This window comes from Planomonospora parontospora (genome assembly GCA_014647935.1).
Taxonomy (GTDB): Bacteria; Actinomycetota; Actinomycetes; order Streptosporangiales; family Streptosporangiaceae; genus Planomonospora; species Planomonospora parontospora.
Genome location: BMQD01000010.1, coordinates 241,320 through 264,110, shown reverse-complemented (window position 1 = coordinate 264,110; position 22,791 = coordinate 241,320). Strand labels below are relative to the sequence as shown.

General features: G+C 72.8%; 20 protein-coding genes and 1 pseudogene. 12 read left to right on the top strand and 9 right to left on the bottom strand.

What is annotated here, in order from left to right; translation table 11 throughout:
• Genes IEZ07_RS17900 through IEZ07_RS17890 form a run of 3 tightly spaced genes read left to right on the top strand, consistent with a single transcriptional unit; the run spans position 1 to position 4,680 of the window.
• On the top strand, positions 1-849 hold the full coding sequence (locus IEZ07_RS17900; protein WP_191895776.1) for an ABC transporter permease: 849 nt from the start codon (positions 1-3) through the stop codon (positions 847-849).
• Positions 846-2,942 (top strand): ABC transporter ATP-binding protein, encoded by a 2,097-nt coding sequence (locus IEZ07_RS17895; protein ID WP_191895775.1) that lies wholly within the window; start codon positions 846-848, stop codon positions 2,940-2,942. The genes IEZ07_RS17900 and IEZ07_RS17895 overlap by 4 nt, the downstream gene beginning before the upstream one ends.
• 19 nt (positions 2,943-2,961) lie before the next feature.
• On the top strand, positions 2,962-4,680 hold the full coding sequence (locus tag IEZ07_RS17890; RefSeq protein ID WP_191895774.1) for an ABC transporter family substrate-binding protein: 1,719 nt from the start codon (positions 2,962-2,964) through the stop codon (positions 4,678-4,680).
• A gap of 74 nt (positions 4,681-4,754) precedes the next feature.
• Here IEZ07_RS17890 and IEZ07_RS17885 read toward each other — a convergent pair whose 3' ends face one another.
• Together IEZ07_RS17885 and gabT are read right to left on the bottom strand one after the other, a co-directional pair.
• On the bottom strand, positions 4,755-5,018 hold the full coding sequence (locus tag IEZ07_RS17885; protein ID WP_307729026.1) for a hypothetical protein: 264 nt from the start codon (positions 5,016-5,018) through the stop codon (positions 4,755-4,757).
• A 159-nt stretch (positions 5,019-5,177) separates the two neighbouring features.
• Positions 5,178-6,530: a 4-aminobutyrate--2-oxoglutarate transaminase gene (gene gabT, locus IEZ07_RS17880; protein WP_191895773.1), complete on the bottom strand. Its 1,353-nt coding sequence runs from the start codon at positions 6,528-6,530 to the stop codon at positions 5,178-5,180.
• Positions 6,531-6,629: 99 nt separating this feature from the next.
• Here gabT and IEZ07_RS17875 point away from each other — a divergent pair, with 99 nt between their 5' ends.
• On the top strand, positions 6,630-8,093 hold the full coding sequence (locus tag IEZ07_RS17875) for a PucR family transcriptional regulator (RefSeq protein ID WP_191895772.1): 1,464 nt from the start codon (positions 6,630-6,632) through the stop codon (positions 8,091-8,093).
• Positions 8,094-8,181: 88 nt separating this feature from the next.
• Here the strand turns inward: IEZ07_RS17875 and IEZ07_RS17870 are convergent, their stop codons facing one another.
• Positions 8,182-8,844, bottom strand: a complete 663-nt coding sequence (locus IEZ07_RS17870; protein WP_239320094.1) for a TetR/AcrR family transcriptional regulator — start codon at positions 8,842-8,844, stop codon at positions 8,182-8,184.
• Positions 8,845-9,051: 207 nt separating this feature from the next.
• Between IEZ07_RS17870 and IEZ07_RS17865 the strand changes: the two genes are divergently transcribed.
• The gene (locus IEZ07_RS17865; RefSeq protein ID WP_191895771.1) at positions 9,052-10,479 is read left to right on the top strand and encodes an aldehyde dehydrogenase family protein; all 1,428 of its coding nucleotides are present in this window, start codon (positions 9,052-9,054) and stop codon (positions 10,477-10,479) included.
• Between the two features lie 92 nt (positions 10,480-10,571).
• Here the strand turns inward: IEZ07_RS17865 and IEZ07_RS17860 are convergent, their stop codons facing one another.
• Both IEZ07_RS17860 and IEZ07_RS17855 read right to left on the bottom strand, forming a co-directional pair.
• Positions 10,572-11,804 (bottom strand): trypsin-like serine peptidase, encoded by a 1,233-nt coding sequence (locus tag IEZ07_RS17860; RefSeq protein ID WP_239320092.1) that lies wholly within the window; start codon positions 11,802-11,804, stop codon positions 10,572-10,574.
• 51 nt (positions 11,805-11,855) lie between these two features.
• Positions 11,856-12,947: a trypsin-like serine peptidase gene (locus IEZ07_RS17855; RefSeq protein WP_191895770.1), complete on the bottom strand. Its 1,092-nt coding sequence runs from the start codon at positions 12,945-12,947 to the stop codon at positions 11,856-11,858.
• A 183-nt stretch (positions 12,948-13,130) separates the two neighbouring features.
• Here IEZ07_RS17855 and dxr point away from each other — a divergent pair, with 183 nt between their 5' ends.
• The 5 genes from dxr to IEZ07_RS17830 all read left to right on the top strand — a co-directional run bounded on the left by dxr (position 13,131) and on the right by IEZ07_RS17830 (position 19,585).
• Complete coding sequence (gene dxr, locus IEZ07_RS17850; protein ID WP_191895769.1) at positions 13,131-14,315, top strand: 1-deoxy-D-xylulose-5-phosphate reductoisomerase; 1,185 nt, start codon at positions 13,131-13,133, stop codon at positions 14,313-14,315.
• Positions 14,316-14,353: 38 nt separating this feature from the next.
• Positions 14,354-15,520, top strand: coding sequence for a flavodoxin-dependent (E)-4-hydroxy-3-methylbut-2-enyl-diphosphate synthase (ispG, locus tag IEZ07_RS17845; RefSeq protein WP_068897041.1), 1,167 nt, complete (start codon positions 14,354-14,356; stop codon positions 15,518-15,520).
• Positions 15,521-15,750: 230 nt separating this feature from the next.
• Entirely contained in the window at positions 15,751-17,331 is a 1,581-nt protein-coding gene (locus tag IEZ07_RS17840; protein ID WP_204054403.1) for an alpha/beta hydrolase, read from the top strand.
• A gap of 59 nt (positions 17,332-17,390) precedes the next feature.
• Complete coding sequence (locus IEZ07_RS17835; RefSeq protein ID WP_191895806.1) at positions 17,391-18,233, top strand: GNAT family N-acetyltransferase; 843 nt, start codon at positions 17,391-17,393, stop codon at positions 18,231-18,233.
• A 29-nt stretch (positions 18,234-18,262) separates the two neighbouring features.
• Positions 18,263-19,585, top strand: coding sequence for an MFS transporter (locus tag IEZ07_RS17830; protein ID WP_191895768.1), 1,323 nt, complete (start codon positions 18,263-18,265; stop codon positions 19,583-19,585).
• On the opposite strand, the gene IEZ07_RS17825 is transcribed toward IEZ07_RS17830, so the two are convergent.
• On the bottom strand, positions 19,568-19,819 hold the full coding sequence (locus IEZ07_RS17825; protein ID WP_191895767.1) for a hypothetical protein: 252 nt from the start codon (positions 19,817-19,819) through the stop codon (positions 19,568-19,570). The genes IEZ07_RS17830 and IEZ07_RS17825 overlap by 18 nt on opposite strands.
• A 70-nt stretch (positions 19,820-19,889) precedes the next feature.
• On the opposite strand from IEZ07_RS17825, the pseudogene IEZ07_RS35755 reads away from it, so the two are divergent.
• A pseudogene (locus IEZ07_RS35755) lies at positions 19,890-20,423 on the top strand (serine hydrolase).
• Positions 20,424-20,452: 29 nt separating this feature from the next.
• Here the strand turns inward: IEZ07_RS35755 and IEZ07_RS17810 are convergent.
• The 3 genes from IEZ07_RS17810 to IEZ07_RS17800 form a co-directional block, all read right to left on the bottom strand.
• Positions 20,453-20,830, bottom strand: a complete 378-nt coding sequence (locus IEZ07_RS17810) for a DUF3037 domain-containing protein (RefSeq protein WP_191895764.1) — start codon at positions 20,828-20,830, stop codon at positions 20,453-20,455.
• Entirely contained in the window at positions 20,827-21,645 is an 819-nt protein-coding gene (locus tag IEZ07_RS17805; RefSeq protein ID WP_191895763.1) for a HipA family kinase, read from the bottom strand. Before IEZ07_RS17805 ends, IEZ07_RS17810 begins: the two co-directional genes overlap by 4 nt.
• A 66-nt stretch (positions 21,646-21,711) precedes the next feature.
• Complete coding sequence (locus tag IEZ07_RS17800; protein ID WP_191895762.1) at positions 21,712-22,116, bottom strand: SRPBCC family protein; 405 nt, start codon at positions 22,114-22,116, stop codon at positions 21,712-21,714.
• A 74-nt stretch (positions 22,117-22,190) separates the two neighbouring features.
• Between IEZ07_RS17800 and IEZ07_RS17795 the strand changes: the two genes are divergently transcribed.
• Positions 22,191-22,730 (top strand): TetR/AcrR family transcriptional regulator, encoded by a 540-nt coding sequence (locus tag IEZ07_RS17795; protein ID WP_239320090.1) that lies wholly within the window; start codon positions 22,191-22,193, stop codon positions 22,728-22,730.
• Positions 22,731-22,791: the final 61 nt, after the last annotated feature.

Below are 22,791 nucleotides of genomic sequence, written 5' to 3'. Positions count from 1 at the left end.
ATGCGTTCCAAGATCGTTCTTGCCCGCATGCTGCGGAACCCGCAGTCCCGCTACGGCCTGCTGGCGCTGGCCCTGCTCCTGCTGCTGGCCTACGCCGGCCCCTTCCTCGGCCCGCACGACTGGACCGACAAGGACTTCCTGGCCTTCATGGAGCCGCCCTCGTTCGATGAGGACGGCCACTGGTGGGGCACCACCCAGATCGGCCAGGACGTCTACGCGGTCACGCTGCGCGGCATGCAGAAGTCGATCGTCATCGGCTTCCTCGTCGCGCTCTTCTCCACCGGCCTGGCCGCCTTGGTCGGCGCCACCGCCGGCTATGTCGGCGGCTGGGTGGACAAGGCCCTGATGTGGGCGACGGACCTGCTGCTCGTGCTGCCGAGCTTCCTGATCATCGCGATCGTCTCGCCCCGGCTCAAGGGCGGATCCTGGCTCTGGTTCGTGGTCCTGCTCGCGCTCTTCTCCTGGATGATCACTTCCCGGATGGTGCGGAGCATGACGCTCTCCCTGCGGGAGCGCGAGTTCGTGGCGGCCGCGCGGTACATGGGCATCCCGGCCTGGAAGATCATCCTGCGGCACATCCTGCCGAACATCTCCTCACTTCTGATCATCGACGCCACGCTCAACGTCAGCGCGGCGATCATCGGCGAGGCGGCGCTGTCGTTCTTCGGCTTCGGCATCCAGCCGCCCGACGTCTCGCTCGGCACGCTCATCGCGGACGGCAGCGCCAAGGCCATCGGCTACCCGTGGCTCTTCGCCTTCCCGGCGGGCCTGCTCGTGCTGCTCGTCCTCAGCGTCAACCTCGTCGGCGACGGCCTGCGCGACGCCCTCGACCCGGGGAGCAACCAGTGAACGAGCCGACCACCGGGCGAGGCGCGCCCGTCCTCGAGGTCAGCGACCTCAACGTCACCTTCCGCGGCGGCGTCAAGGCCGTGCGCGGCGTGAGCTACCGGCTCGACCGGGGCGAGATCCTCGGCATCGTCGGCGAGTCCGGTTCCGGCAAGTCGGTGACCTCGCTCGCCGTGATGGGCCTGCTCCCGGAGGGCGCCGAGGTCAGCGGCTCGGTGCGGCTGCACGGCCGGGAACTGATCGGTGCGCCGGAGGAGGAGCTGACCCGGCTCCGCGGCAAGGGCATCGGCATGATCTTCCAGGACCCGCTCTCCGCCTTCACCCCGGTCTACACGATCGGCGACCAGATCGCCGAGGCCGTGCGCGTGCACCAGAAGGTGAGCGGGGACGCCGCCGCCAAGCGGGCGGTGGAGCTGCTCGACCTGGTCGGCATCCCGCACCCGCACGCGCGGGCCAAGGCGTTCCCGCACGAGTTCTCCGGGGGCATGCGCCAGCGCGCGATGATCGCCATGGCCATCGCCAACGACCCCGACGTGCTGATCTGCGACGAGCCGACCACCGCGCTCGACGTGACGATCCAGGCGCAGGTGCTGGAGGTCCTCAAGACCGCGCAGCGGGAGACCGGCGCCGCGATCGTCATGATCACTCACGATCTCGGCGTGGTCGCCGGGCTGGCCGACCGGGTGCTGGTGATGTACGCCGGAAAGCCGGTCGAGCTGGGCGCGGTGGACGAGATCTACTACCGGCCGCGCATGCCGTACACGATGGGCCTGCTCGCCTCGATCCCGCGGATGGACCGGCCGACCGCGCGGCTGATCCCGATCGAGGGCAACCCGCCGTCGCCCGCGGCCCTCCCGCCGGGGTGCCCGTTCGCGCCGCGCTGCCCGCTCAAGGTCGACGCGTGCGACGACGCCGAGCCGGAGCTGGAGCGGATCGGCGCCGGCGGCCGCATGGCGGCGTGCATCCGCGCGCACGAGATCGACCTCAAGGACCTGGACGGCGCGGACGTCTACCCGGTGCCGGAGCCGCCGGCCGAGGCGGAGGAGCCCGGGCCGCGCGAGGAGCGGGAGACCGTGCTCCAGGTCGGCGACCTGATCCGGCACTACCCGCTCATGAAGGGCGCGGTGTTCAAGCGCCGGGTCGGCACCGTGTACGCGGTGGACGGGATCAGCTTCGACGTCCGCGAGGGCGAGACGCTGGCTCTGGTCGGCGAGTCCGGCTGCGGCAAGACGACCACGCTCCAGCAGATCATGCAGCTGTCGGCCCCGCAGGGCGGCACGGTCGTGGTGCTCGGCAAGGACAGCGCGAAGCTCGCCAAGGCCGAGCGCAGGGGACTGCGCCAGGACCTGCAGATCGTCTTCCAGGACCCGATGGCCGCGCTCGACCCGCGCATGCCGGTCGGCGACATCCTCGCCGAGCCGCTGCGCGCGCACGGCCGCAAGGACGCCAAGGCCGTCAAGAGCAGGGTGGCCGAGCTGCTCACCCTGGTGGGCCTGGCGCCCGAGCACGCCGAGCGCTACCCGCAGCACTTCTCCGGCGGCCAGCGCCAGCGCATCGGCATCGCCCGCGCCCTGGCGCTGGAACCGAAGCTGGTCGTGCTGGACGAGCCGGTCTCGGCACTGGACGTCTCCATCCAGGCGGGCGTGATCAACCTGCTGGAGGACCTGAAGGTCCGCCTGGGCCTGTCCTACCTGTTCGTCGCGCACGACCTGTCGGTGGTCCGGCACATCGCCGACCGCGTCGCGGTCATGTACCTCGGGAAGATCGCCGAGATCGGCGAGGTCGACGAGGTGTACGGCGCGCCAGCGCACCCCTACACGCGGGCGCTGCTCTCGGCGATCCCGCTGCCCGACCCCGAGAAGGAGCGCACGCGCACGCGCATCCTGCTCGAGGGCGACCTGCCCAGCCCGGCGGACCCGCCGTCGGGGTGCAGGTTCCGCACCCGCTGCCCGAAGCGCGCCCTGCTGGGCGAGCCGGAGGCGCGCAGGTGCGCGGAGGAGGAGCCCTCCGTCGTACGGCTCGCGTCCGGCGCCGACCACGGCGCCGCCTGCCACTACCCCGAAGGCGTCGAGGCCGTCCCGGCCCCGCGTCCGTAGAGATTCCCTGGAGGAACACGTGAAGGTCGCCCACAAGGCCGCCGCCGGGGCCGCGCTCCTGGCCATGGCCCTCACCGCCTGCGGCGGCGGTGCCGCGGACAAGCCGAAGGCCGGTTCGACCGAGGCCGCCAAGGAGGCCCAGCAGGCCGCCGCCCAGCTGCCGGGCATCTCCATCAACCCGGTCGCCTACGAGCAGGTCGCCGAGGGCGGCACCGTGACCCTGGCCACCAGCTCGTGGCAGTCGAACTGGAACTACAACCAGGTCAACGGCACCCACGACAACACCGACCAGGTGATGGAGGCGCTCATGCCGAGCGCCTTCCGCTCCGACGACAAGGCCGACGTCGTCAACCACCCGGACTACGTCACCGAGTGGAAGATGGAGCTGCAGGGCGAGACCCAGGTCGTCACCTACAAGATCCACGAGAAGGCGACCTGGTCGGACGGGACGCCGATCACCTACAAGGACTTCCAGGCGCAGTGGAAGGCCCTGAACGGCGAGGAGAAGAAGTACCAGGTCTCCTCGACCGACGGCTACGACCGAGTGAAGTCCGTGGAGAAGGGCGCCACCGACAAGGACGTCGTGGTGACCTTCGCCAAGCAGTACCCGGACTGGAAGAACATGTTCGCGCCGCTCTACCCGGCCTCCACCAACGACGACCCCGAGGTCTTCAACGAGGGCTGGGTCGGCAAGATCCCCGTCACCGCCGGCCCGTTCAAGGTCGAGTCCATCAACGAGACCACCAAGGCCGTCACCCTGGTCCGCGACGACAAGTGGTGGGGCCGCAAGGCCAAGCTCGACAAGGTGATCTTCCGTGCCATGGAGACCGGTGCGACGATCAACGCCTTCGTCAACGGCGAGCTCGACGCGGTCGAGATCGCCGCGGGCGACGCCGCCGGCCTCAAGCGGGTCAAGGAGGTGGCGAACTCCGACATCCGCAAGGCCGCGGCCCCGAACTGGCGCCACATCACCGTCAACGGCTCCAGCGAGCTGCTGAAGGACAAGTCGGTCCGCCAGGCCGTCGCGATGGGCATCAACCGCGAGACGATCGCCGCGTCCGACCTCAAGGACATGGACTGGCCGATCCAGACGCTCGGCAACCACCTGTACATGAACACCCACAAGGGCTACGTGGACAACTCCGGCGAGGTCGGCAAGTACAACCCGGAAAAGGCCAAGCAGCTGCTGGAGGCCGCCGGCTGGAAGCAGGAGGGCGAGTACCGCAAGAAGGACGGCAAGGAGTTCGCCGTCCGCTTCACCGTTCCGGCCTCGCTGCCCGTGGCCAAGCAGGAGGGTGAGCTCACCCAGGCGATGCTGAAGGAGATCGGCGTCAAGGTCACCGTGGAGGCGGTCCCGGACGACAAGTTCTTCGACGACTACATCATCCCCGGCAACTTCGACCTGGTGCCGTTCTCCTGGCTGGGCACGCCCTTCCCGAACACCTCCCTGCCGCAGATCTACAAGACGCCGACGGGGCCGGACAACTACGGCAGCAACTTCCCGCGCACCGGCACCCCCGAGCTCGACGCCCTGATCGAGCAGGCGGCCGGTGAGATGGACCCGCAGAAGGCCATCGACCTGGGCAACCAGGCAGACAAGCTGATCTGGGACCTGGTCCACACCATCCCGCTGTACCAGCGGCCGGACATCTACGGGACCAAGAAGAACCTGGCCAACTACGGCTCCTTCGGTTTCGCCGACCCGAAGGACTGGACCGCGGTCGGCTTCACCAAGTAGGCCCTGCGTGCCACCGCGCCCTTCCCCGCTCCGGCGGGGGAGGGCGCCGCCTTCTCCCGGATCCTCCCGGCCCGTCAGGAGAAGGCCACGCTGCGGGACAGGGGGTAGACGTTGCCCGCCCGCTGCGGGAGCAGCGCCTCGGCGCAGTCCGGGCAGGCGAGCACGACCGCTTCGCTGGGGAGGCGGCCGATCCGGACCCTGGGGCGGGGCCACCGCTTGTGGCAGGCCACGCAGGCGTCCCCCTCGCACTGGGCGGGGGTCAGGCCCTCCGGGTCGAACATAATGAGCCGTGCCGTCGCGGTCGGCCTCCAGTGCATCGCGCTTCCCGTCCTGATCACGCAGTCTCCCGTCGGAACCGTTATAACCTCGCCACCCTCAGTGATCGCTTTGCTGAGTCCCAAGCTGCGGTTAAATCGCCTCCCGGGAGCGGGTTGAGCGACGACAAAAAGGGGCACACGGCATCAAGCCGGGTGCCCCTTTTGGATCGTGATAAACGGTCAGACCTCGCAGACCGCCTTCTCCAGGATCTCCAGCGCCTCCTGGAGCAGGTGCTCGGGCATGACCAGCGGAGGCAGGAAACGCAGCACGTTGCCGTAGGTGCCCGCGGTCAGCACGAGCAGGCCCTCGGCGTGGCAGCGCCGGGCGATCTCGGCCGCGGCGGTGGGGTGCGGCTCCAGGGTGCCCGGGACGACCAGCTCGATGGCGGTCATGGCGCCCCGGCCGCGCACGTCGCCGACGATCGGGGCGCGCTCGGCGAGGGCCCGCAGCCGGGGCAGCATGACCTCGCCGATCCGGCGGGCCTTCCCGACCAGGTCCTCGGCCTCGATGGTCTCCAGCACCCCGAGCGCGGCCTCGCAGGCCAGCGGGTTGCCGCCGTAGGTGCCGCCCAGGCCGCCGACGTGCACCCTGTCGAGGATCTCGGCCCGGCCGGTGACGGCGGCCAGCGGCAGGCCGCCCGCGATGCCCTTGGCGGTGACGATGATGTCGGGGACGATGCCCTCGTCCTCGCAGGCGAACAGGTGGCCGGTGCGGGCGAAGCCGGTCTGCACCTCGTCGGCGATGAAGACGATGCCGTTGGCCCGGCAGTACTCGGCGATCCGCGGCAGGAAGCCCTTGGCCGGCTCGATGAAGCCGCCCTCGCCGGCGATCGGCTCGATCACGACCGCCGCCACGTTCCCGGCGCCGACCTGCTTGTCGATCTGGTCGATGGCCTGCGCCGCCGCCTCCTCGGCGCAGTTCTCCGCGCCCGTGGGCCAGCGGAACGGGTAGGCCAGCGGCACCCGGTAGACCTCGGGGGCGAACGGGCCGAAGCGGTGCTTGTACGGCATGTTCTTGGCCGTCAGGGACATCGTCAGCAGGGTCCGGCCGTGGTAGCCGTGGTCGAAGACCACGACCGCGGGGCGGCCGGTGGCGTGCCGGGCGACCTTGACCGCGTTCTCCACGGCCTCGGCGCCGCTGTTGAGCAGGAAGGTGCGCTTGGCATGGTCGCCGGGGGTGATCTCGTTGAGCTTCTCGGCGACCTGCACGTACGACTCGTACGGGGTGACCATGAAGCAGGTGTGCGTGAAGTCCGCGGCCTGCCGCCGCACCCGCTCGACCACGCGCGGCGCGGAGTTGCCGACGCTCGTCACCGCGATGCCCGAGCCGAAGTCGATCAGCGAGTTGCCGTCGGCGTCGACGACGACGCCGCCGCCCGCGCGGGTCACGAAGACCGGCAGCGTCGTGCCGATGCCCGGCGGGACGGCCGACTGCTTGCGCGCGAACAGCTCGCGGGACCTCGGACCGGGGATCTCGGTGACGACGCGGCGCTCCTGGGGGAGGGACGGGCCGCCCTGGGTGACGGTGCTCATGCTGTGACGGTATGCGGGCCGGGCCCACGTGCCGATGATGCACTATGGCAAAATCGCCGGGACCGATATGGCCGTGACGTACAAAAGGGGAAGGTCGCCGTGGCTCCGACGCTCCGCACCGTCGTGCACCGGGCGCCGCTCGGCCTCTCCGTGCTCACCGGCCGCGACGCGCTCGACCGGCCGGTGCGCTGGGTCGCGGTCAGCGAGCTGGAGGACCCCACCCCGTTCCTGGAGGGCGGCGAGCTGGTGCTGACCACCGGCATGCGGCTGGACGCCGCGGGCGCCGGGCCGTACGTCGGGCGCCTGGTCGCCCGCGGGGTCAGCGGGCTGGGGTTCGGCGTCGGCCTGGGGCACGGGGAGATCCCCGCCGAGCTGCTGGCCGCCGCGGACCGGGCGGGGCTGCCGCTGCTGGAGGTGCCGCGCGAGACCCCGTTCGTCGCGATCGGCAAGGCGGTCAGCGACCTGCTCGCCGCCGAGCAGTACGAGGAGATCACCCGGGCCTTCGCGGCGCAGGGCCGGCTGACCCGCGCGGCGCTGCGGCCCGAGGGGGCGCGGGCCGTGGTCGACCGCCTCGCCCGCGAGCTGGGCGGCTGGGCGGTCCTGCTCGACGAGGCGGGAGCCGTACGGCACGCGGCGGGGCGGGGCGCGGCCGCCGTCGGCGGGATTCTGCCCGAGCTCGGCCGCCTGCGCGGGCGCGCGCGGGAGGGCGGGAGCCCCGCCAGCCTCGCCTTCTCCACCCCCGGGGAGCACGTCGTCGTCCAGCCGGTCGGCGCGCGCCGCACCGGGGGGTTCTTCGCGGTCGGCCTCGGCAAGCCGTTCACACCGGTCGAGCACACCGTGGTCAACGCGGCGGGCTCCCTGCTCACCCTCGCGCTGGAGCACGGCCGCGAGCACCTGGCCGCCGAGCGCCGGGTCCGCGCCGCGGCGCTCCGGCTGCTGCTGGCCGGCCAGGTGGAGGCCGGCCGGGAGACGCTGGAGCGGTTGGGCGACCGGTTCCCCGACGGGCCGCTGGTGGTGCTGGCCGCCGGAGGCGACCGCGAGGCGGCGCTGGAGGCGGCGGGGGAGGAGGTCGCGGTGGCCGACGGCGACCGGGTGCTGGTCCTCGTCCCCGCGGCCGGGGCGGAGGAGGCGGCCGCGGCCCTCGCCGCCCGGGCCGGGGCCTGCCCGCTCGGGGTCGGCGCGCCGGTGGGCCCGGAGGAGCTGCGGACCGGGATCGAGCAGGCCGACCGGGCGCTCGCCTCGGCCCGGGGCCCGGCCGGCCCGGTCGTGCGCTTCGCCGACCTGGCGGGCCGGGGGCTGCTGGCACTGCTGGACGCCGACGTGGCTGCGGCGTTCTCCTCAGCGCTGCTCGCCCCGCTCCGGGAGTACGGCTCCCGCGCCGACCTGGTGGAGTCGCTCCGCGCCTACCTGGCCTGCAACGGGCACTGGGACGCGGCGGCCCAGCGGCTGGGGGTGCACCGGCACACCCTGCGCTACCGCATGCGCCGGGTCGCCGAGCTGCTCGGCCGCGACCTGGACGACCCGGCGGTCCGCGCCGAGCTGTGGGTGGCGCTGAGCGTCTAGCGGGCCGGCGCCGGGGCCCGGAGAGCGGGTGCCCGACGCCTCGGTGGCCGGACGGCGCGGCGGGTCGTGGTGTCCCGGCGTCCGGTGGCTAGACGGTGCCCGGCGGGTCCGGCCGTCCGGTGCCGGTCGCGAGGTAGCGGTGGATGATGGCCCGGGTGGCGGCGTCGAAGGCGGAGCCGTCGCGCAGGTGCCCGGCACGTTCCAAGCTGATCGCCCCCTGGGCCGCGGACCAGAGCACGTCGGCGATCCTGCGGGGCTGGGTGGGGACGAGCTGGCCGGCCGAGATGCAGTCGGCGATCACCCGGTCGAAGATGTTGAGCGCCGCCCGGGCCAGGGTCCTGGCCCGCTCGCTGGGGGTGAAACCGGGGATGGCCCGCTCGAACATCAGGCTGTAGTAACCCGGCTCGGCCAGAGCGGCCTCCCGGTAGGCGGTGCCCAGCGCGGTGAGGCGCTCCAGGGAGTCCGGATGCGCGGGCACGGCCTCCAGCCGGCGCCGGAAGCGCTCGAAGCCCTCCAGGTAGAGCGCCTCGGCCAGGCCCTCCTTGCTGCCGAACATGGTGTAGATGACGGTGGTGGAGCAGCCCGCCTCGGCGGCGATGCGCCGCATCGACAGGCTCTCCGGGCCGATGGTGAGCAGGAGGTGGTTCGCCACGTCGAGGAGCTTGGCGCGGAGCTCGTCCTGTGCGGCGCGGTCACCGGAGAGGTAGGCGCCCTGGAGCCCGAGCGGGGCCGAGGAGGTCAATGGGGCCACGCCTTTCCGCTCGGGGGGACTCGCACCGGATGACTTAGCCACGGTGAAGATCGTTCAAACCGCTAGCCGGACAGAAATATCGCGAATAAACCTGTTTTAAGGATGGAATCAGGATGGGTCATTTTATCCGGATCGGCGTGTCCGTCGAGAGGCCTTGTGCGGAGTGGAGGGGCGCCGGACCCGGCCGGGTGGCATAGCGTCGGAGGTATGGACGTGCGCCCCTTCTGGCTCGCCGGACGCCCCGCCACCGGGGACGCCGAGCTCACCGTGACCAACTCGCATGACGGCCGCGTCGTCGGCGTCTGCTCCGTGCCGACCCCGGATCAGGTCGAGGAGGCCGTCGCCGCGGCGGAGGCCGTGCGCAAGGAGGCCGCGGCCCTCCCCGTCCACGTGCGGGCCGAGGCCCTGGCCCACGTCTCGCGCCGCCTGGCCGAGCGCGCCGACGAGATCGCCCGACTGATCACCGAGGAGAACGGCAAGCCGGTCTTCTGGGCCCGGGGCGAGGTCGGCCGCGCGGTCTCCACCTTCCGCTTCGCCGCCGAGGAGACCCGCCGCTCCGGCGGCGAGGCGATGCGCCTGGACACCGAGCCCGCCGCGGCCGGTCGCCTCGCCTACGTCTCCCGCGTCCCGCGCGGGCCGATCCTGGCGATCACGCCGTTCAACTTCCCGCTCAACCTGGTCGCCCACAAGGTCGCCCCGGCCATCGCCGTCGGCGCCCCGGTCGTCGTCAAGCCCGCCCCCGCGACGCCGCTCTCGGCGCTGCTGCTCGGTGAGATCCTCGCCGAGACGGACCTGCCCGCGGGCATGTTCTCCGTGCTCCCGGTGCCCAACGAGCGGGCCGCCGCGCTGGTGGAGGACCCGCGCCTGCCGGTGGTCTCGTTCACCGGCTCAGGCCCGGTCGGCTACGCGATCATGGAAAGTGTGCCGCGCAAGCACGTCACCCTGGAGCTCGGCGGGAACGCCGCCGCGGTCGTCCTGGCCGACGCCGACCTCGACTGGGCCGCCTCCCGGGTGGCGCTGTTCTCCAACTACCAGGCCGGGCAGAGCTGCATCGCGGTCCAGCGGGTGATCGTCGAGGAGTCGGTGCGGGACGACTTCCTGGCCCGGCTGGTCCCGGCCGTCGAGGCGCTGGTGACGGGGGACCCGGCCGACGAGAAGACCCAGGTCGGGCCGCTGGTCTCCGTCGAGGCCGCCGAGCGGGTCGAGCAGTGGGTCGCCGAGGCCGTCGCCGGCGGAGCCCGCGTGCTGACCGGGGGCACCCGCGACGGCGCCACCGTCGCCCCGACCGTCCTGGCCGACGCGCCCGCCGGGGCCAGGGTCTCCTGCGAGGAGGTCTTCGGCCCCGTGATGGTCGTGCAGGGCGTCTCCGGGCCGGACGAGGCCTTCGCCGCGGTCAACGACTCGAAGTACGGCCTGCAGGCCGGCGTGTTCACCCGGAGCCTCGACCTGGCCTTCCGGGCCAACCGGGAGCTGGAGGTCGGCGGCGTGGTCATCGGGGACGTGCCGTCCTACCGCGCCGACCAGATGCCCTACGGCGGCGTCAAGGAGTCCGGGGTCGGCCGCGAGGGCGTCCGCTCGGCGATGGCCGACTACACCTACGAGAAGGTCATGGTCCTGACCGGGCTGAGCCTGTAGGGCCGTGCCCCGGATCCCGGGTTCGATCCGCAGGGCGTACGGCCCCGCGCTCCGGAGCGCGGGGCCGTACGGGGCCGGAGCGGAGGAGCGGGTCAGGACCGCTGGGCCGTGAGATAGAGCTCCTTGGCGGTGTCGCCGAAGTAGGGGCCGTACATCGTGCCGTGGTCGTCGCTGTACTTGAAGCTGCTCACCGAGGTGATGGTGCCGCGGCCGGTCGCGGGGTCGAAGTCGTTGAACCAGGGGCCGCCGCTGGACCCGGCCGTCATGTTGCAGCGCAGGCCCTGGTCGCGGGTCTGGCCGTACGGGTCCTCGCGGACCGGGCCGGCGCAGTAGATCATGTGCTCGCCGTCGTAGGGCGGGTCGACGGGGAAGCCGAAGCCGTAGGCGTGGCGGCCGCGGGCCGTGCCGAAGGCGATCTCCTGCGCGCCCGCCACGTCGGCGAGGTGCCTGCCGTTCCTGGTGTTGAGCGCGACCATGGCGAGGTCGTGGCTGTCGTCCGCGCTGCGAGACCAGGGGCCCGCGACGAACATGCGGCGGGCGGTGAAGCGCCCGTACGGCTGGCTGCCCTGATCGTAGCCGGGCACGAAGGTCCAGTTCTCCGCCCACGCGCCGGTCCCGTCCTTGACGCAGTGCCCGGCGGTGACGACGAGGTCGCGGTTCCCGCTCCGCACCGAGCTCGCCGAGCAGACGAAGTCGACCCCGTTGAGGGTGAGGAACACGCGTCCGGTGGTGCTGCGCACCGCGCCGCCCGCGGTCCAGCGGGCCCCGCCGGTCACGGCGGTGGCCGGGGCTGCGGCCCGGCGGCGGGCGGGGGCTCCGGCGGGGGCGGCCCGGTGGCGCGCGGCGGCCGGTCCCGCGACCGGCCCCGCGGTCGGTTCCTGGCGGCCCGGTAGCGCGCGGACCGGTCCCGCGGCGCCGGCCGGCCCCGCCGAGCCGGCCGGTCCCGCGGCGCCTGCGGGGCCCGGCGCGCCGACGGGCCGCCTGGTGAGCGCCGTGACCGGGCCCAGGGCGCCGGTGAGCGTGTCGAGGAGGCCGAGCGGGGCGGCCTCCGCCATCCGGCGGGGGGTCCAGTAACCGAGCACGCGCCGCTGCTCCGCCGCGCTGCGGGCGGCCGCGTGCTCGACGATGTCGGGACCGCCCGTGCCCCCTGCTGTTCCGAGGGCCCTGCCGGGGGTGTGCGCGGGAGGCCGGAGGAGGGCCGCGGCCACCACACCGGCGCCGGCGAGGCCGCGTCCGTGCTCGGTGGTGGTCGCGCCGATGAGGGGGGCGCCCGTCAGCCCGATGACGAGGGGGGCGGCCGCAAGCAGGGCGAGGCTCGGGGTCATGGCCCCGAGTTTGCACTACCCAAGGTTTCCGTGTGGCTACTTTGCGTGAAGCTACGGAGCGTCGGTGCCCTGGGCGGCCCGGTAGACGGCCTGGGCCTCCACGCCGAAGTAGGGGCCGAACATCCAGCCGCTCGCGAAGCCGTACTTGAAGCTGTTCACCGAGTTCAGCGTGCCCAGCCCGGTGGCCTCGTCGAAGTCGAGGAACCACGGCCCGCCGCTCGACCCGCCCGTCATGTCGCAGTTCAGCCCGAGGTCGCGGGACATCAGGAAGTCGTCGAACGCCCGGCCGCTGCAGTAGACCAGCTCCGAGCCGTCGTAGGGGGCGGCGGCGGGGTAGCCGAAGGCGTGCATCTGCCGCCTGCGGGCCTGGTTGAAGGCGACGCCCTGGCCGCCGACCACGTCGGTCAGGTACCGCCCGTTCAGCGGGGCCACCACGGCGGCGGCCACGTCGTGGTCGATGTCCTCGGCGTCGTTCCACTGCGGGGTGGTGTAGAGCGTGGTGGCGACCCAGGTGCCGTGCGGCCGCTCGCCGCCGTCGTAGCCCGGCACGAAGACCCAGTTGGTGTGGAACGCGCCGCCCATCTTCACGCAGTGCCCGGTGGTGATCACCGTGCTCCTGTTCTCGCTGGTCACCGCGTTGCCGGAGCAGGAGGCGTTCCGCCCCTGGTAGGTGAAGAAGACCCGCCCTGCGGTCCCGGTGACGGCTCCGCCGCGGGTCCAGGGGGAGCCGTCGACGGCGCGGGCCGCCCGGGCCGGGGCGGTCGCCGTGCCCCTGCCGGCGGCCGTGCTCCCGTCGCCGGTCGTGCTCCTTCCGTCCGCGGCGTCCCGCCCGCCCGGGGCGGTCGGGGGAACGGAGGCCGGGGCGGCCGCGGACTGCGCGGCGGCCGCGGAGCCGGTGAGCCGGACACCCTTCTTCCGGGGGGCGAGGGCGTCGAGCGGCTGGGCCGCCTCCATCTTCGCCTCGGTCCAGTAGCGCCGCACGGTGCGCTGCTCGGTCCCCGTGTCGGCGGCCTCCTCCTCCACGGGGGCGGGGGTCGCGGGCGCCGCGGCGGGGCCTCCGGCGGCGTGGGCGGCGGCCGGGGGCAGCAGGGCGCCTCCCGAGACGAGGGCGAGAAGGGGGACGAGGCGTGCCGTGCGGCGCATGTGTACCTCCCGAGACCTGGATGCTGACTCGGGAAGCTAATGCGCCGGATATCCGCATTTCTCAAGATTTACAACTATTGATATGGCGGAATTCGGACGTAAATCACGATTTTCATCGCGTGTTTCTCCGGTCACGGATTCCGGCCGGTTCTCCGCACGCCGGACGTCCGTGAGAATGGGACGGTGCAGACAGACATCACCCGCTCCGTCGTCCTGCTCGGCTCGACCGGCTCCATCGGGACCCAGTCCCTCGACGTCATCGCCCGCAACCCCGGCAGGTTCCGGGTGGCGGCGCTGGCCGCCGGAGGCGGCCGGATCGACCTGCTGGCCCGCCAGGCGGCCGAGTTCCGGCCCGAGGCGGTGGCCGTGGCCGACCCGGCGGCCCTGCCCGCGCTGAAGGAGGCCCTGGCCGCCCGCGGGGTGACCGCGACGGTCCTGGCCGGGCCCGAGGGGGTCGCCGAGGCGGCGGCCTGGCCGTGCGACACCGTGCTCAACGGCATCACCGGCGCGCTCGGGCTGACCTCGACGCTGGCCGCACTGGAGGCGGGCCGGACGCTCGCGCTGGCCAACAAGGAGTCGCTGATCATCGGCGGGCCGCTGGTCAAGCGCCTGGCCAAGCCCGGGCAGCTGCTCCCGGTCGACTCCGAGCACGCCGCGCTCGCCCAGTGCCTGTGGGCGGCCGGCCCCACCGGCCCCGACGCCTCCGCCGTACGGAAGCTGGTCGTCACCGCCAGCGGCGGGCCGTTCCGCGGCCGGTCCCGCGCGGAGCTCGGCGGGGTGACGCCGGAGCAGGCCCTGGCCCACCCGACCTGGTCGATGGGACCGGTCATCACCGTGAACTCGGCCACACTCGTCAACAAGGGCCTGGAGGTCATCGAGGCCCACCTGCTCTTCGACGTCGGCTTCGACCGGATCGACGTCGTGGTCCACCCGCAGTCGGTCGTGCACTCCATGGTGGAGTTCGTCGACGGGTCGGTCATCGCCCAGGCCAGCCCGCCGGACATGCGACTGCCCATCGCGCTCGCCCTCGGCTGGCCCGAGCGGGTCGCCGGAGCGGCCCCCGCCGTCGACTGGACCCGGGCCCACACCTGGACCTTCGAGCCGCTGGACGACGAGGCCTTCCCCGCGGTCGCGCTCGCCCGCCACGTCGGCTCCGCGGGCGGCACGGCCCCGGCCGTCTACAACGCGGCCAACGAGGTCTGCGTGGAGGCGTTCCTGGGCGGGCGGCTGCCGTTCCCCGGCATCCTGGACACCGTGGCCGCGGTCGTCGCCGAGCACGTTCCCGGCGAGGCCGGTTCGGTCGAGGAGGTGCTCGCCGCCGACGGGTGGGCGCGGATCCGGGCGCGGGAGCTCACCGCGACTGCCTAGACTGGAGCGGCCGTCGACTTTTCAAAAAGGCTGGGAAAATGACTTCTGTGGCTCTCGGTATCCCCTCGGTGAGGACCAAGCCGATCGCCGAGCGACGCCGTTCCCGTCAGATCATGGTCGGCTCCGTGCCGGTGGGCGGTGACGCGCCGGTCTCGGTGCAGTCGATGACCACCACGGTCACCGCCGACGTCAACGCCACCCTGCAGCAGATCGCCGCGCTGACCGCCGCGGGCTGCCAGATCGTCCGGGTCGCCGTGCCGTCCCAGGACGACGCCGAGGCACTGCCGATCATCGCGAAGAAGTCGCAGATCCCGGTGATCGCCGACATCCACTTCCAGCCGAAGTACGTCTTCGCCGCGATCGAGGCGGGTTGCGCGGCGGTCCGGGTCAACCCGGGCAACATCAAGAAGTTCGACGACAAGGTCGGTGAGATCGCGCGCGCCGCCGCCGACCACGGGGTGCCGATCCGGATCGGCGTCAACGCCGGTTCGCTCGACCCGCGCCTGCTGCAGAAGTACGGCAAGGCGACCCCCGAGGCGCTGGTGGAGTCGGCGCTGTGGGAGTGCTCGCTCTTCGAGGAGCACGGCTTCCGGGACATCAAGATCTCGGTCAAGCACAACGACCCGGTCGTGATGATCCAGGCCTACCGGCTGCTCGCGGCCAGGTGCGACTACCCGCTCCACCTCGGCGTCACCGAGGCGGGCCCGGCGTTCCAGGGCACGATCAAGTCGGCCGTGGCGTTCGGCGCCCTGCTGGCCGAGGGCATCGGCGACACCATCCGGGTGTCGCTGTCGGCCCCGCCGGTGGAGGAGATCAAGGTCGGCATCGGGATCCTGGAGTCGCTGAACCTGCGCGAGCGCGGCCTGGAGATCGTCTCCTGCCCGTCCTGCGGCCGGGCCCAGGTCGACGTCTACACCCTGGCCGAGCAGGTCCAGGCCGGGCTGGAGGGGCTGAAGGTCCCGCTGCGCGTGGCGGTCATGGGCTGCGTCGTCAACGGCCCCGGCGAGGCCCGCGAGGCGGACCTGGGTGTGGCCTCCGGCAACGGCAAGGGCCAGATCTTCGTCAAGGGCGAGGTCATCAAGACCGTCCCCGAGTCGCAGATCGTGGAGACCCTGATCGAGGAGGCCCTGCGGCTGGCCGAGGAGATGGGCGTCGAGGTCGACCTCGACGACGACGCCCCCGGCCCCGAGGTCGTCGTGCGCTGACCCTGCGCCGACCCCGCGGTGTCCAGCAGTGTCCCGTGGGACCCTGCGGGATCGTCCGGGACGCCCCGGTCCTTCGGGGCGTCTCCGGCCCGTGCCGCGTCCGGGGCCGGCCGGACGGCCGCGCGCCGCAATCAATTGACTACGCGATGGTAAGCATCCGGCCTGGTGGCCGGTGGTGCGGCGACCCTCCGGGGGACGATCTCCCTGCCGATCGAGGAGAGGGAGTCCCAGTGAAGAGGGTCGTCGGGGTTGTCGCGGGCGTCGGGATGCTCGTCGTGGCCGTCGGGGTGCCGCCTCAGGCGATGGCGCACGTCAGGCAGGACCTCGTGTGGGGGGCCTGCGACGGGGCGGGTGCGGGGCGCGGGAGCGCCTCGGCGGCCCCGGCGGTGGAGTGCGCCACGCTCAGAGTGCCGCTCGACTACCGGCGGCCGGACCGGACGATCGGCATCGCGCTGAACCGCATCAAGGGGAGGACCCCGCGGAGCGGGAACCACCTGGGCGTCCTGCTGGTCAACCCCGGAGGGCCCGGCGCCTCCGGCCGGGACCTGGCCAAGTACGTCGCGGCGGCGCTCCCCGGCGGGCTGGCGGACCGGTTCGACGTGATCGGTTTCGACCCGCGCGGGGTGGGGGAGAGCACGCCCGCGCTGCGGTGCGTGGACCCGGACGAGTACTACGCGCCGCCGCGCCCGGACTACGTCCCGAAGACCGCGCAGGAGGAGTCCGTGCTGGTCGGCCGGGCCCGTGAGTACGCCGAGGCGTGCGAGAGGCGGTGGAGCTGGTTCCTGCCCCACCTGACCACGGAGAACTCCGCCCGGGACATGGACATGATCAGGGCGGCGCTGGGCGAGCCCCGGATCAGCTACCTGGGCTACTCCTACGGGACCTACCTCGGTGCGGTCTACGCGACGCTCTTCCCCCGGCGGGTCAAGCGGCTGGTCCTGGACAGCGTGGTCGACCCCCGCGGGATCTGGTACGCCTCCAACCTCAAGCAGAACGCCTACTTCGACCGGCGGCACCGCGACTTCCTGGCGTGGACGGCCCGCCACAACCGCGTCTACCGGCTGGGCGCGACGACCAAGGCCGCCTCCTTCGCCTGGTACGCCACCCGGGAGCGGCTGCGCACCCGCCCGGCGGGCGGCGTGGTCGGCCCCAGCGAGTTCGACGACCTCTACACCGTCGGCGGCTACTCCGACATGATCTGGCCGGAGCTCGCCCGGGCCTTCTCCGCGTACGTCAGGCGGGGCGACACCGCGCCGCTGCTGGCCGCCTACCGCAAGCACGCGAAGAACGACGCCGCGACCGAGAACGGCTACGCCGTCTACCTCGCGACGGAGTGCGCGGACGCGCCCTGGCCCCGCGACTGGAACAGATGGCGGACCGACACCGCCGCGATCCACGCCAGGGCGCCCTTCCTCGCCTGGCAGAACGCCTGGTACAACGCGCCGTGCGCGTTCTGGCCCGGGCGGGGCGGCGTCCCGGTGCGGATCCGGCAGGACCGTGCCCTGCCGGGCGCGCTGCTGATCCAGTCCCGGCGCGACGCCGCCACGCCCTACCCCGGCGCGCTGGAGCTGCGCCGGATCCTCACCCGCTCCCGGCTGGTGGTCGAGGGCGGCGGCGACCACGGCGTCGCGCTCTTCGAGGGCAACCGCTGCGTGGACGGGCACCTGGCCGCCTACCTGCGGGACGGGACGCTGCCCGGACGCGCCGGGCGCACCAGGGCGGGGGTCGACGCGCGCTGCGCGGCCGGTCCCGAACCCACGGCTGAGACCCGGGCCGAACGTATACCGATGACTGCGGATCTGGGCAGGTAGATACCGATCTGCGAGCCGGTCCTGTCAAACCCGGGGGTCTCGCGTAGGCTGGGCCCGTGATGCTGCGCACAACGGCGTCGCGCGTGCTCGACGACAACGATCGCGACGAGGTCCTGGCGCTTCTCGACACCGACCCCGTCGCCAATGTGTTCGTCGCCTCCAGGGTCCGGTCCGTCGGACTCAATCCGGCCCGGCTCGGCGGCCAGATGTGGGGGTTCGGGCCGCGCGGCGGCCTGACCTCGCTCTGCTACGCCGGAGCCAACCTCGTCCCGGTGCACGCCGGTCCCGAGGCCGTGCACGCCTTCGCCGACCGGGCCCGGCGGCAGGGCCGCCGCTGCTCCTCCATCGTCGGCCCGGCCGACGCGGTCGAGCCGCTCTGGGAACGGCTGGAGCCCTACTGGGGACCCGCCCGCGCGGTCCGCTGGGCCCAGCCGCTGATGGCCACCGCCAAACCCTCCCCGATCCTGCCCGACCCGCTGGTGCGGCGCGTGCGGCCGGAGGAGTTCGAGACCCTGTTCCCCGCCTGCGTGGCGATGTTCACCGAGGAGGTGGGCATCTCGCCCGAGGCGGGCGACGGCGGCGCGCTCTACCGGTCGCGGGTGGCGGAGCTGATCCGGATCGGCCGCTCCTACGCCAGGATCGACGACGGCACCGTCGTCTTCAAGGCCGAGATCGGCGCGGTCACCCCGCAGGCCTGCCAGATCCAGGGGGTCTGGGTCGATCCCGCCTGGCGCGGCCGGGGGCACGCGGCGACCGGCATGGCCGCGGTGGTCGAGCAGGCCCTCGCCTGTTTCGCGCCGGTGGTCTCGCTGTACGTCAACGACTACAACGCCCCCGCCCGGGCCGCCTACCGGAAGGCGGGCTTCACGGAGGTCGGCACCTTCATGTCGGTGCTGTTCTGAGGCCTGTCCTTATCTGGAAGGCCGGTCGGATGCAGGCTGACTCCGCGGAACTGCGTGCCCGCGTCGACGACTCCCCGATGTCGCGTATGCAGTGGTCGGCGATCGTCGTGTGCGTGCTGCTCAATGTCCTGGACGGTTTCGATGTCCTGGTCATGTCCTACACCTCCGCCGCGGTGTCGGACGAATGGTCACTGTCGGGCTCACAGCTCGGCCTGCTGCTCAGCGCGGGCCTGGTCGGGATGGCACTGGGGTCGCTGCTGCTGGCCCCGACGGCCGACCGCGTCGGGCGGCGGACGCTGATCCTGGCCTGCCTCGTGGTCGCCTCCGCCGGGATGCTGGGGTCGGCGCTGAGCCGGGACGCCGTCCAGCTCGGCCTGCTGCGGATGCTCACCGGCATCGGGGTGGGCGGTATCCTGGCGAGCAGCAACGTCATCGCCGCCGAGTACGCCAACGGCCGCTGGCGGGGTCTGGCCGTCAGCCTGAACGTGGCCGGCTACGCCGTCGGAGCCACCGTGGGCGGGGTCGTCACGATGGCGCTGCAGAGCTCGTCCGGCTGGCGAGCGGTGTTCGTTTTCGGCGGAGTCGGCACGGCTCTGCTCATCGGCGTGGTGCTGTACCGGCTCCCCGAGTCCCTGGACTTCCTGCTCACCAAGCGCTCACCAGGCGCCCTGGAGCGTCTCAACAGGCTGCTCGTCGCGATGAAGCAGCCGACGCTGGAGTCCATGCCCGACCGCCCGGACACGCCCGCCGAGCCGGCACCCCGGACCCGGCGGATCCTCACCCCACGGCTACGCCGCAACACGCTGCTGACCTGGGCGGGTTTCTTCACCGCCATGTCCGCGTTCTACTTCGTCACGAGCTGGACGCCGAAACTGCTGGTGGAGGCCGGCCTGTCGGCCGCTCAGGGCATCGCCTGGGGAGTGCTGCTCAACCTCGGCGGCATCTTCGGCACCCTGGTGCTGGGTCTGCTGGCGACCCGCTTCGCACTCCAGCACCTACTGGTGGGTTACACGCTCACCACGGCCGCGTTGCTCGCCCTGTTCGTCCCCGCCGTCTCGGTGTACGGATCGCTGCTCGCGCTGAGCGCGTTGATCGGCCTGTTCATCAACGGTTCTGTAGCCGGTATGTACACCCTCGCCCTGTCCGTCTACCCGTCCGCGATACGCGCGACCGGTGTGGGCTGGGGCGTCGGCATGGGTCGCATCGGGTCGCTCGTCTCCCCGCTGGTGGCCGGCGGGCTGCTCGACTCCGGCTGGGGCCCGGGACGGCTCTATCTGGCGGCGGCGGTCGTGGTCGCGGCCGGCGGGCTGGCCGTGCACGCCGTTCGCCTCCCGTCATACGCGCCGCGATGACTGCGTTCCCCTGAGCGTCGCCGTACGGATGCGCGGGAGCACCTCGCCGCTCCTGTCAGTGCAGCGGGACGTAGGGCTTCCACAGGACGGCGGACGCGGCCACGGCCGCAGGACCGCGAGCTGCGTGATCACGATGCCGTTGTGCCGGCGCCGCCGGGCGATGACCGCGGTGACGATCAGGATCGCGGCCATGACCGCGAAGGAGCCGTAGGCGACGGTAGAGCGGAAGATCATCTCTGCCTCCCGCTGCGAGGTGGTCCGAGACTCTCCGATCACCGGACGGCCGGAGAACATCGAGAACGGCATGACCGCCGAACGCCTGCGCCACGCCGCGATCACGGTCAGCGACAACACCGCGGGGAACGTGCTGCTCGAGCAGATCAGCGGTCCTGCAGGACTGACCCGCTACTACCGCTCGCTCGGAGATCCGGCCGGGCGGCTCGACCGCTGGGAGCCGCAGCTCAACGAGTGGAAGCCGGGAGAGAGGCGCGACACCGTCAAGCCCGTGTTCATGGCCCGCAGCCTGTAGAAGCTCACTGTGAGCGGTGCCCTGCGCCCCCAGGACCGGCAGCGGCTGAACGGCTGGCTGCGGGCCAGCACCACTGGCACCGAGCGCATCCGCAGGGGTCTCCCGCCGAACTGGGTCGTGGGTGACAAGACCGGGGGCGCCGCCGGCGCCTACGCCCCGGGTAGCGACATCGCCGTCGCCTGGCCGCCGTCGGGCGCGCCGCTGATCATCGCCGTCTACACCAACCGCAACGACCCCGCCGCGATCATGGACAACAGCGTGATCGCCAGAACGGCGACCCTGCTGGCCCAGGGGCTGGGCCGTGCGTGAGCCCGGACGGGGACGTCCCGCCACTCCGCTCAGGCCGCGCGGACCAGGCGGGACATCAGGTGGTCCAGCTCGGCCTCGGGGTCGGCGGTGAGGCCCGCGTGGACCGGGCCGGCCTGCACGATCGTGCTGCGCGGCGCGGTCAGCCAGCGGAACCGGCTGCCGAGCGACTCCGCGGCCAGCGGGCCCGCGTCCTCGGTGCAGGAGAGCCGGTAGGCGTCGAGCGCGTGCCGTACCGCCTCGACGTCGGTGCGGGTGTCCAGGGCGCGCAGCCGCGGCTCGTCCAGCTCCACGCGGGCGCACAGGTAGCCGCGCGGCTGGCAGTACAGCAGCACGCCCGCGTTGATCAGCTCGCCGCGCTCGACGCGCGGGACGACCCGGATGACGGCGTACTCGTAGACGTCTTTCACCGGGCGCCCTTCCAGAACGTGCCGATCGAGCCGGTCTTCTGCTCCCGCCGGTCCTGCGGCGGTCCGGCGGCGGGCTCGGGCAGCCAGGCCCTCGGGCCGTGCGCGCGGGCCAGCAGGTGCTCGGCGTAGGCCCGCCGTACGGCCTGCGCGTCGGCGAAGCCGGGCTCGTCCTCCAGCCACTCGCCGGGCACCTCGCCCGTCACGGCGTCGAGCAGGTCCGGGGTGATCAGCTCGCTCAGCTCGGCGTCGGCGGCGGCCATCTCGGTGGCGAACGGCGCCAGGACGTGGTCGCCGGAGTCGAAGCCGCGCTGGGGGTCGGCGGTGCGCCAGTTGTGGTGGAACCACAGGGCCGCGCCGTGGTCGATCAGCCAGACGTCGCCGTGCCAGAGCAGCAGGTTGGGGTTGCGCCAGCTGCGGTCGACGTTGTGGATCAGCGCGTCGAACCAGAGCAGCCGGGAGGCGAGGGCGGGGTCCGGCGGCCAGGCGAGCGGCTCGAAGCCGAGCGCGCCGGGCAGGAAGTCGACGGCGAGGTTGCGCCCGGCACTGGCCTTGAGCAGGTCCTGGATCTCCTCGTCGGGCTCGCGGGCGCCGAGCTGCGGGTCCACGTCGATCACCTTGAGCTCGGGGGTGCGGAAGCCGAGCCGCCTGGCCAGCTCGGCGCAGAGGACCTCCGCGACGAGCACCCGGCGGCCCTGCCCGGCGCCCCGGAACTTCACGGCGTAGGTGCCGAGGTCGTCGGCCTCCATCACACCGGGCAGCGACCCGCCCTCCCGCAGGGGCGTCACGTAGCGGGTCGCCGCGATCTCTTCCAGCACCCGGCCAGGCTACCGGCTCGCGCCGGGGCGCCCCGCCCGCCGGGCCGGGGGCCGGCGACCCGGGGGTCACCCCGCGACGGCGCGCCCGGCCTCGCGCTCCAGGTTGTCGAGGAGCCGTTCGAGCACCGCGTCGTGCTGCCACCGGATGAGCACCGGCCACAGGAGCCGGAACAGGCCGGTGGTCCGGCCCTTGATCTCGTGCCGGACGAGGGTGCCGCCCTCGGCGGGGTGGAGGGTGAAGCCGTGCCCGCCGGTCATCTCCCGGGTGTCGAACCACAGGCGGCGGCCAGGCTCGACGGCGCCGACGCGGTAGTGCATCGGGCCGTGCTCGACGGGGGCCCCGGGGTGGGCGCCCTCGGGGAGGCGGAAGGCGCCCTTCTCCTGGGGCCAGAGCCGGTCGCCCTCGCCGCCGAGCCCCATCAGCAGGTCCCAGACGCGTTCGGGCGAGGCGGGGATGAGGCGTTCGTGCATGTTATACACCACGGGGTTCCTCCATACGGTTGCGTACGGTCCGACTGTACGCCCCCGTATGGAAGACTGTGCGGGTGGGTCGGCTGAATGCGGGGGACTGGGCGAGGGCGGCGCTGGAGGCGCTGGCCGAGGGCGGCCTGGCGGCGGTGGCGGTGGAGCCGGTGGCCGTACGGCTCGGCACCACGAAGGGCAGTTTCTACTGGCACTTCGCCAACCGCCGGGCGCTGGTCGAGGCGGCGCTGGCGCTCTGGGAGACCGGCACCGAGGAGATCATCGAAGGGCTGCTGGAGGTCTCCGACCCGGTGCTGCGCATGCGCACGCTGCTGGAGTTCGCCTTCGGCGACCCGGCGGACTCCAAGGTCGCCTTCCAGCTCGTCAGCGCGGCCGACGACCCGCTCGCCGCCGAGACGGCCCGGCGGGTGAGCATGCGGCGGCTGGAGTTCATGGGGGCCACGCTGGAGGAGGCCGGGCAGCCGCCGGACCTCGCCCGGGGGCGCGCGGTCGCCGGCTACAGCGTCTACCTCGGGATGGCCGCCCTGCACCGGATCGGCGCGGTGGACGAGCCGATCGGCGCCTTCATGGAGCTGGCCCTGTCGGAGATGGGCCTGGCCTGAGCATCACATGAGTGTCACGGTCACGGGCACGGGGGATTGACTTGCGGCGACTGCGGGGGAT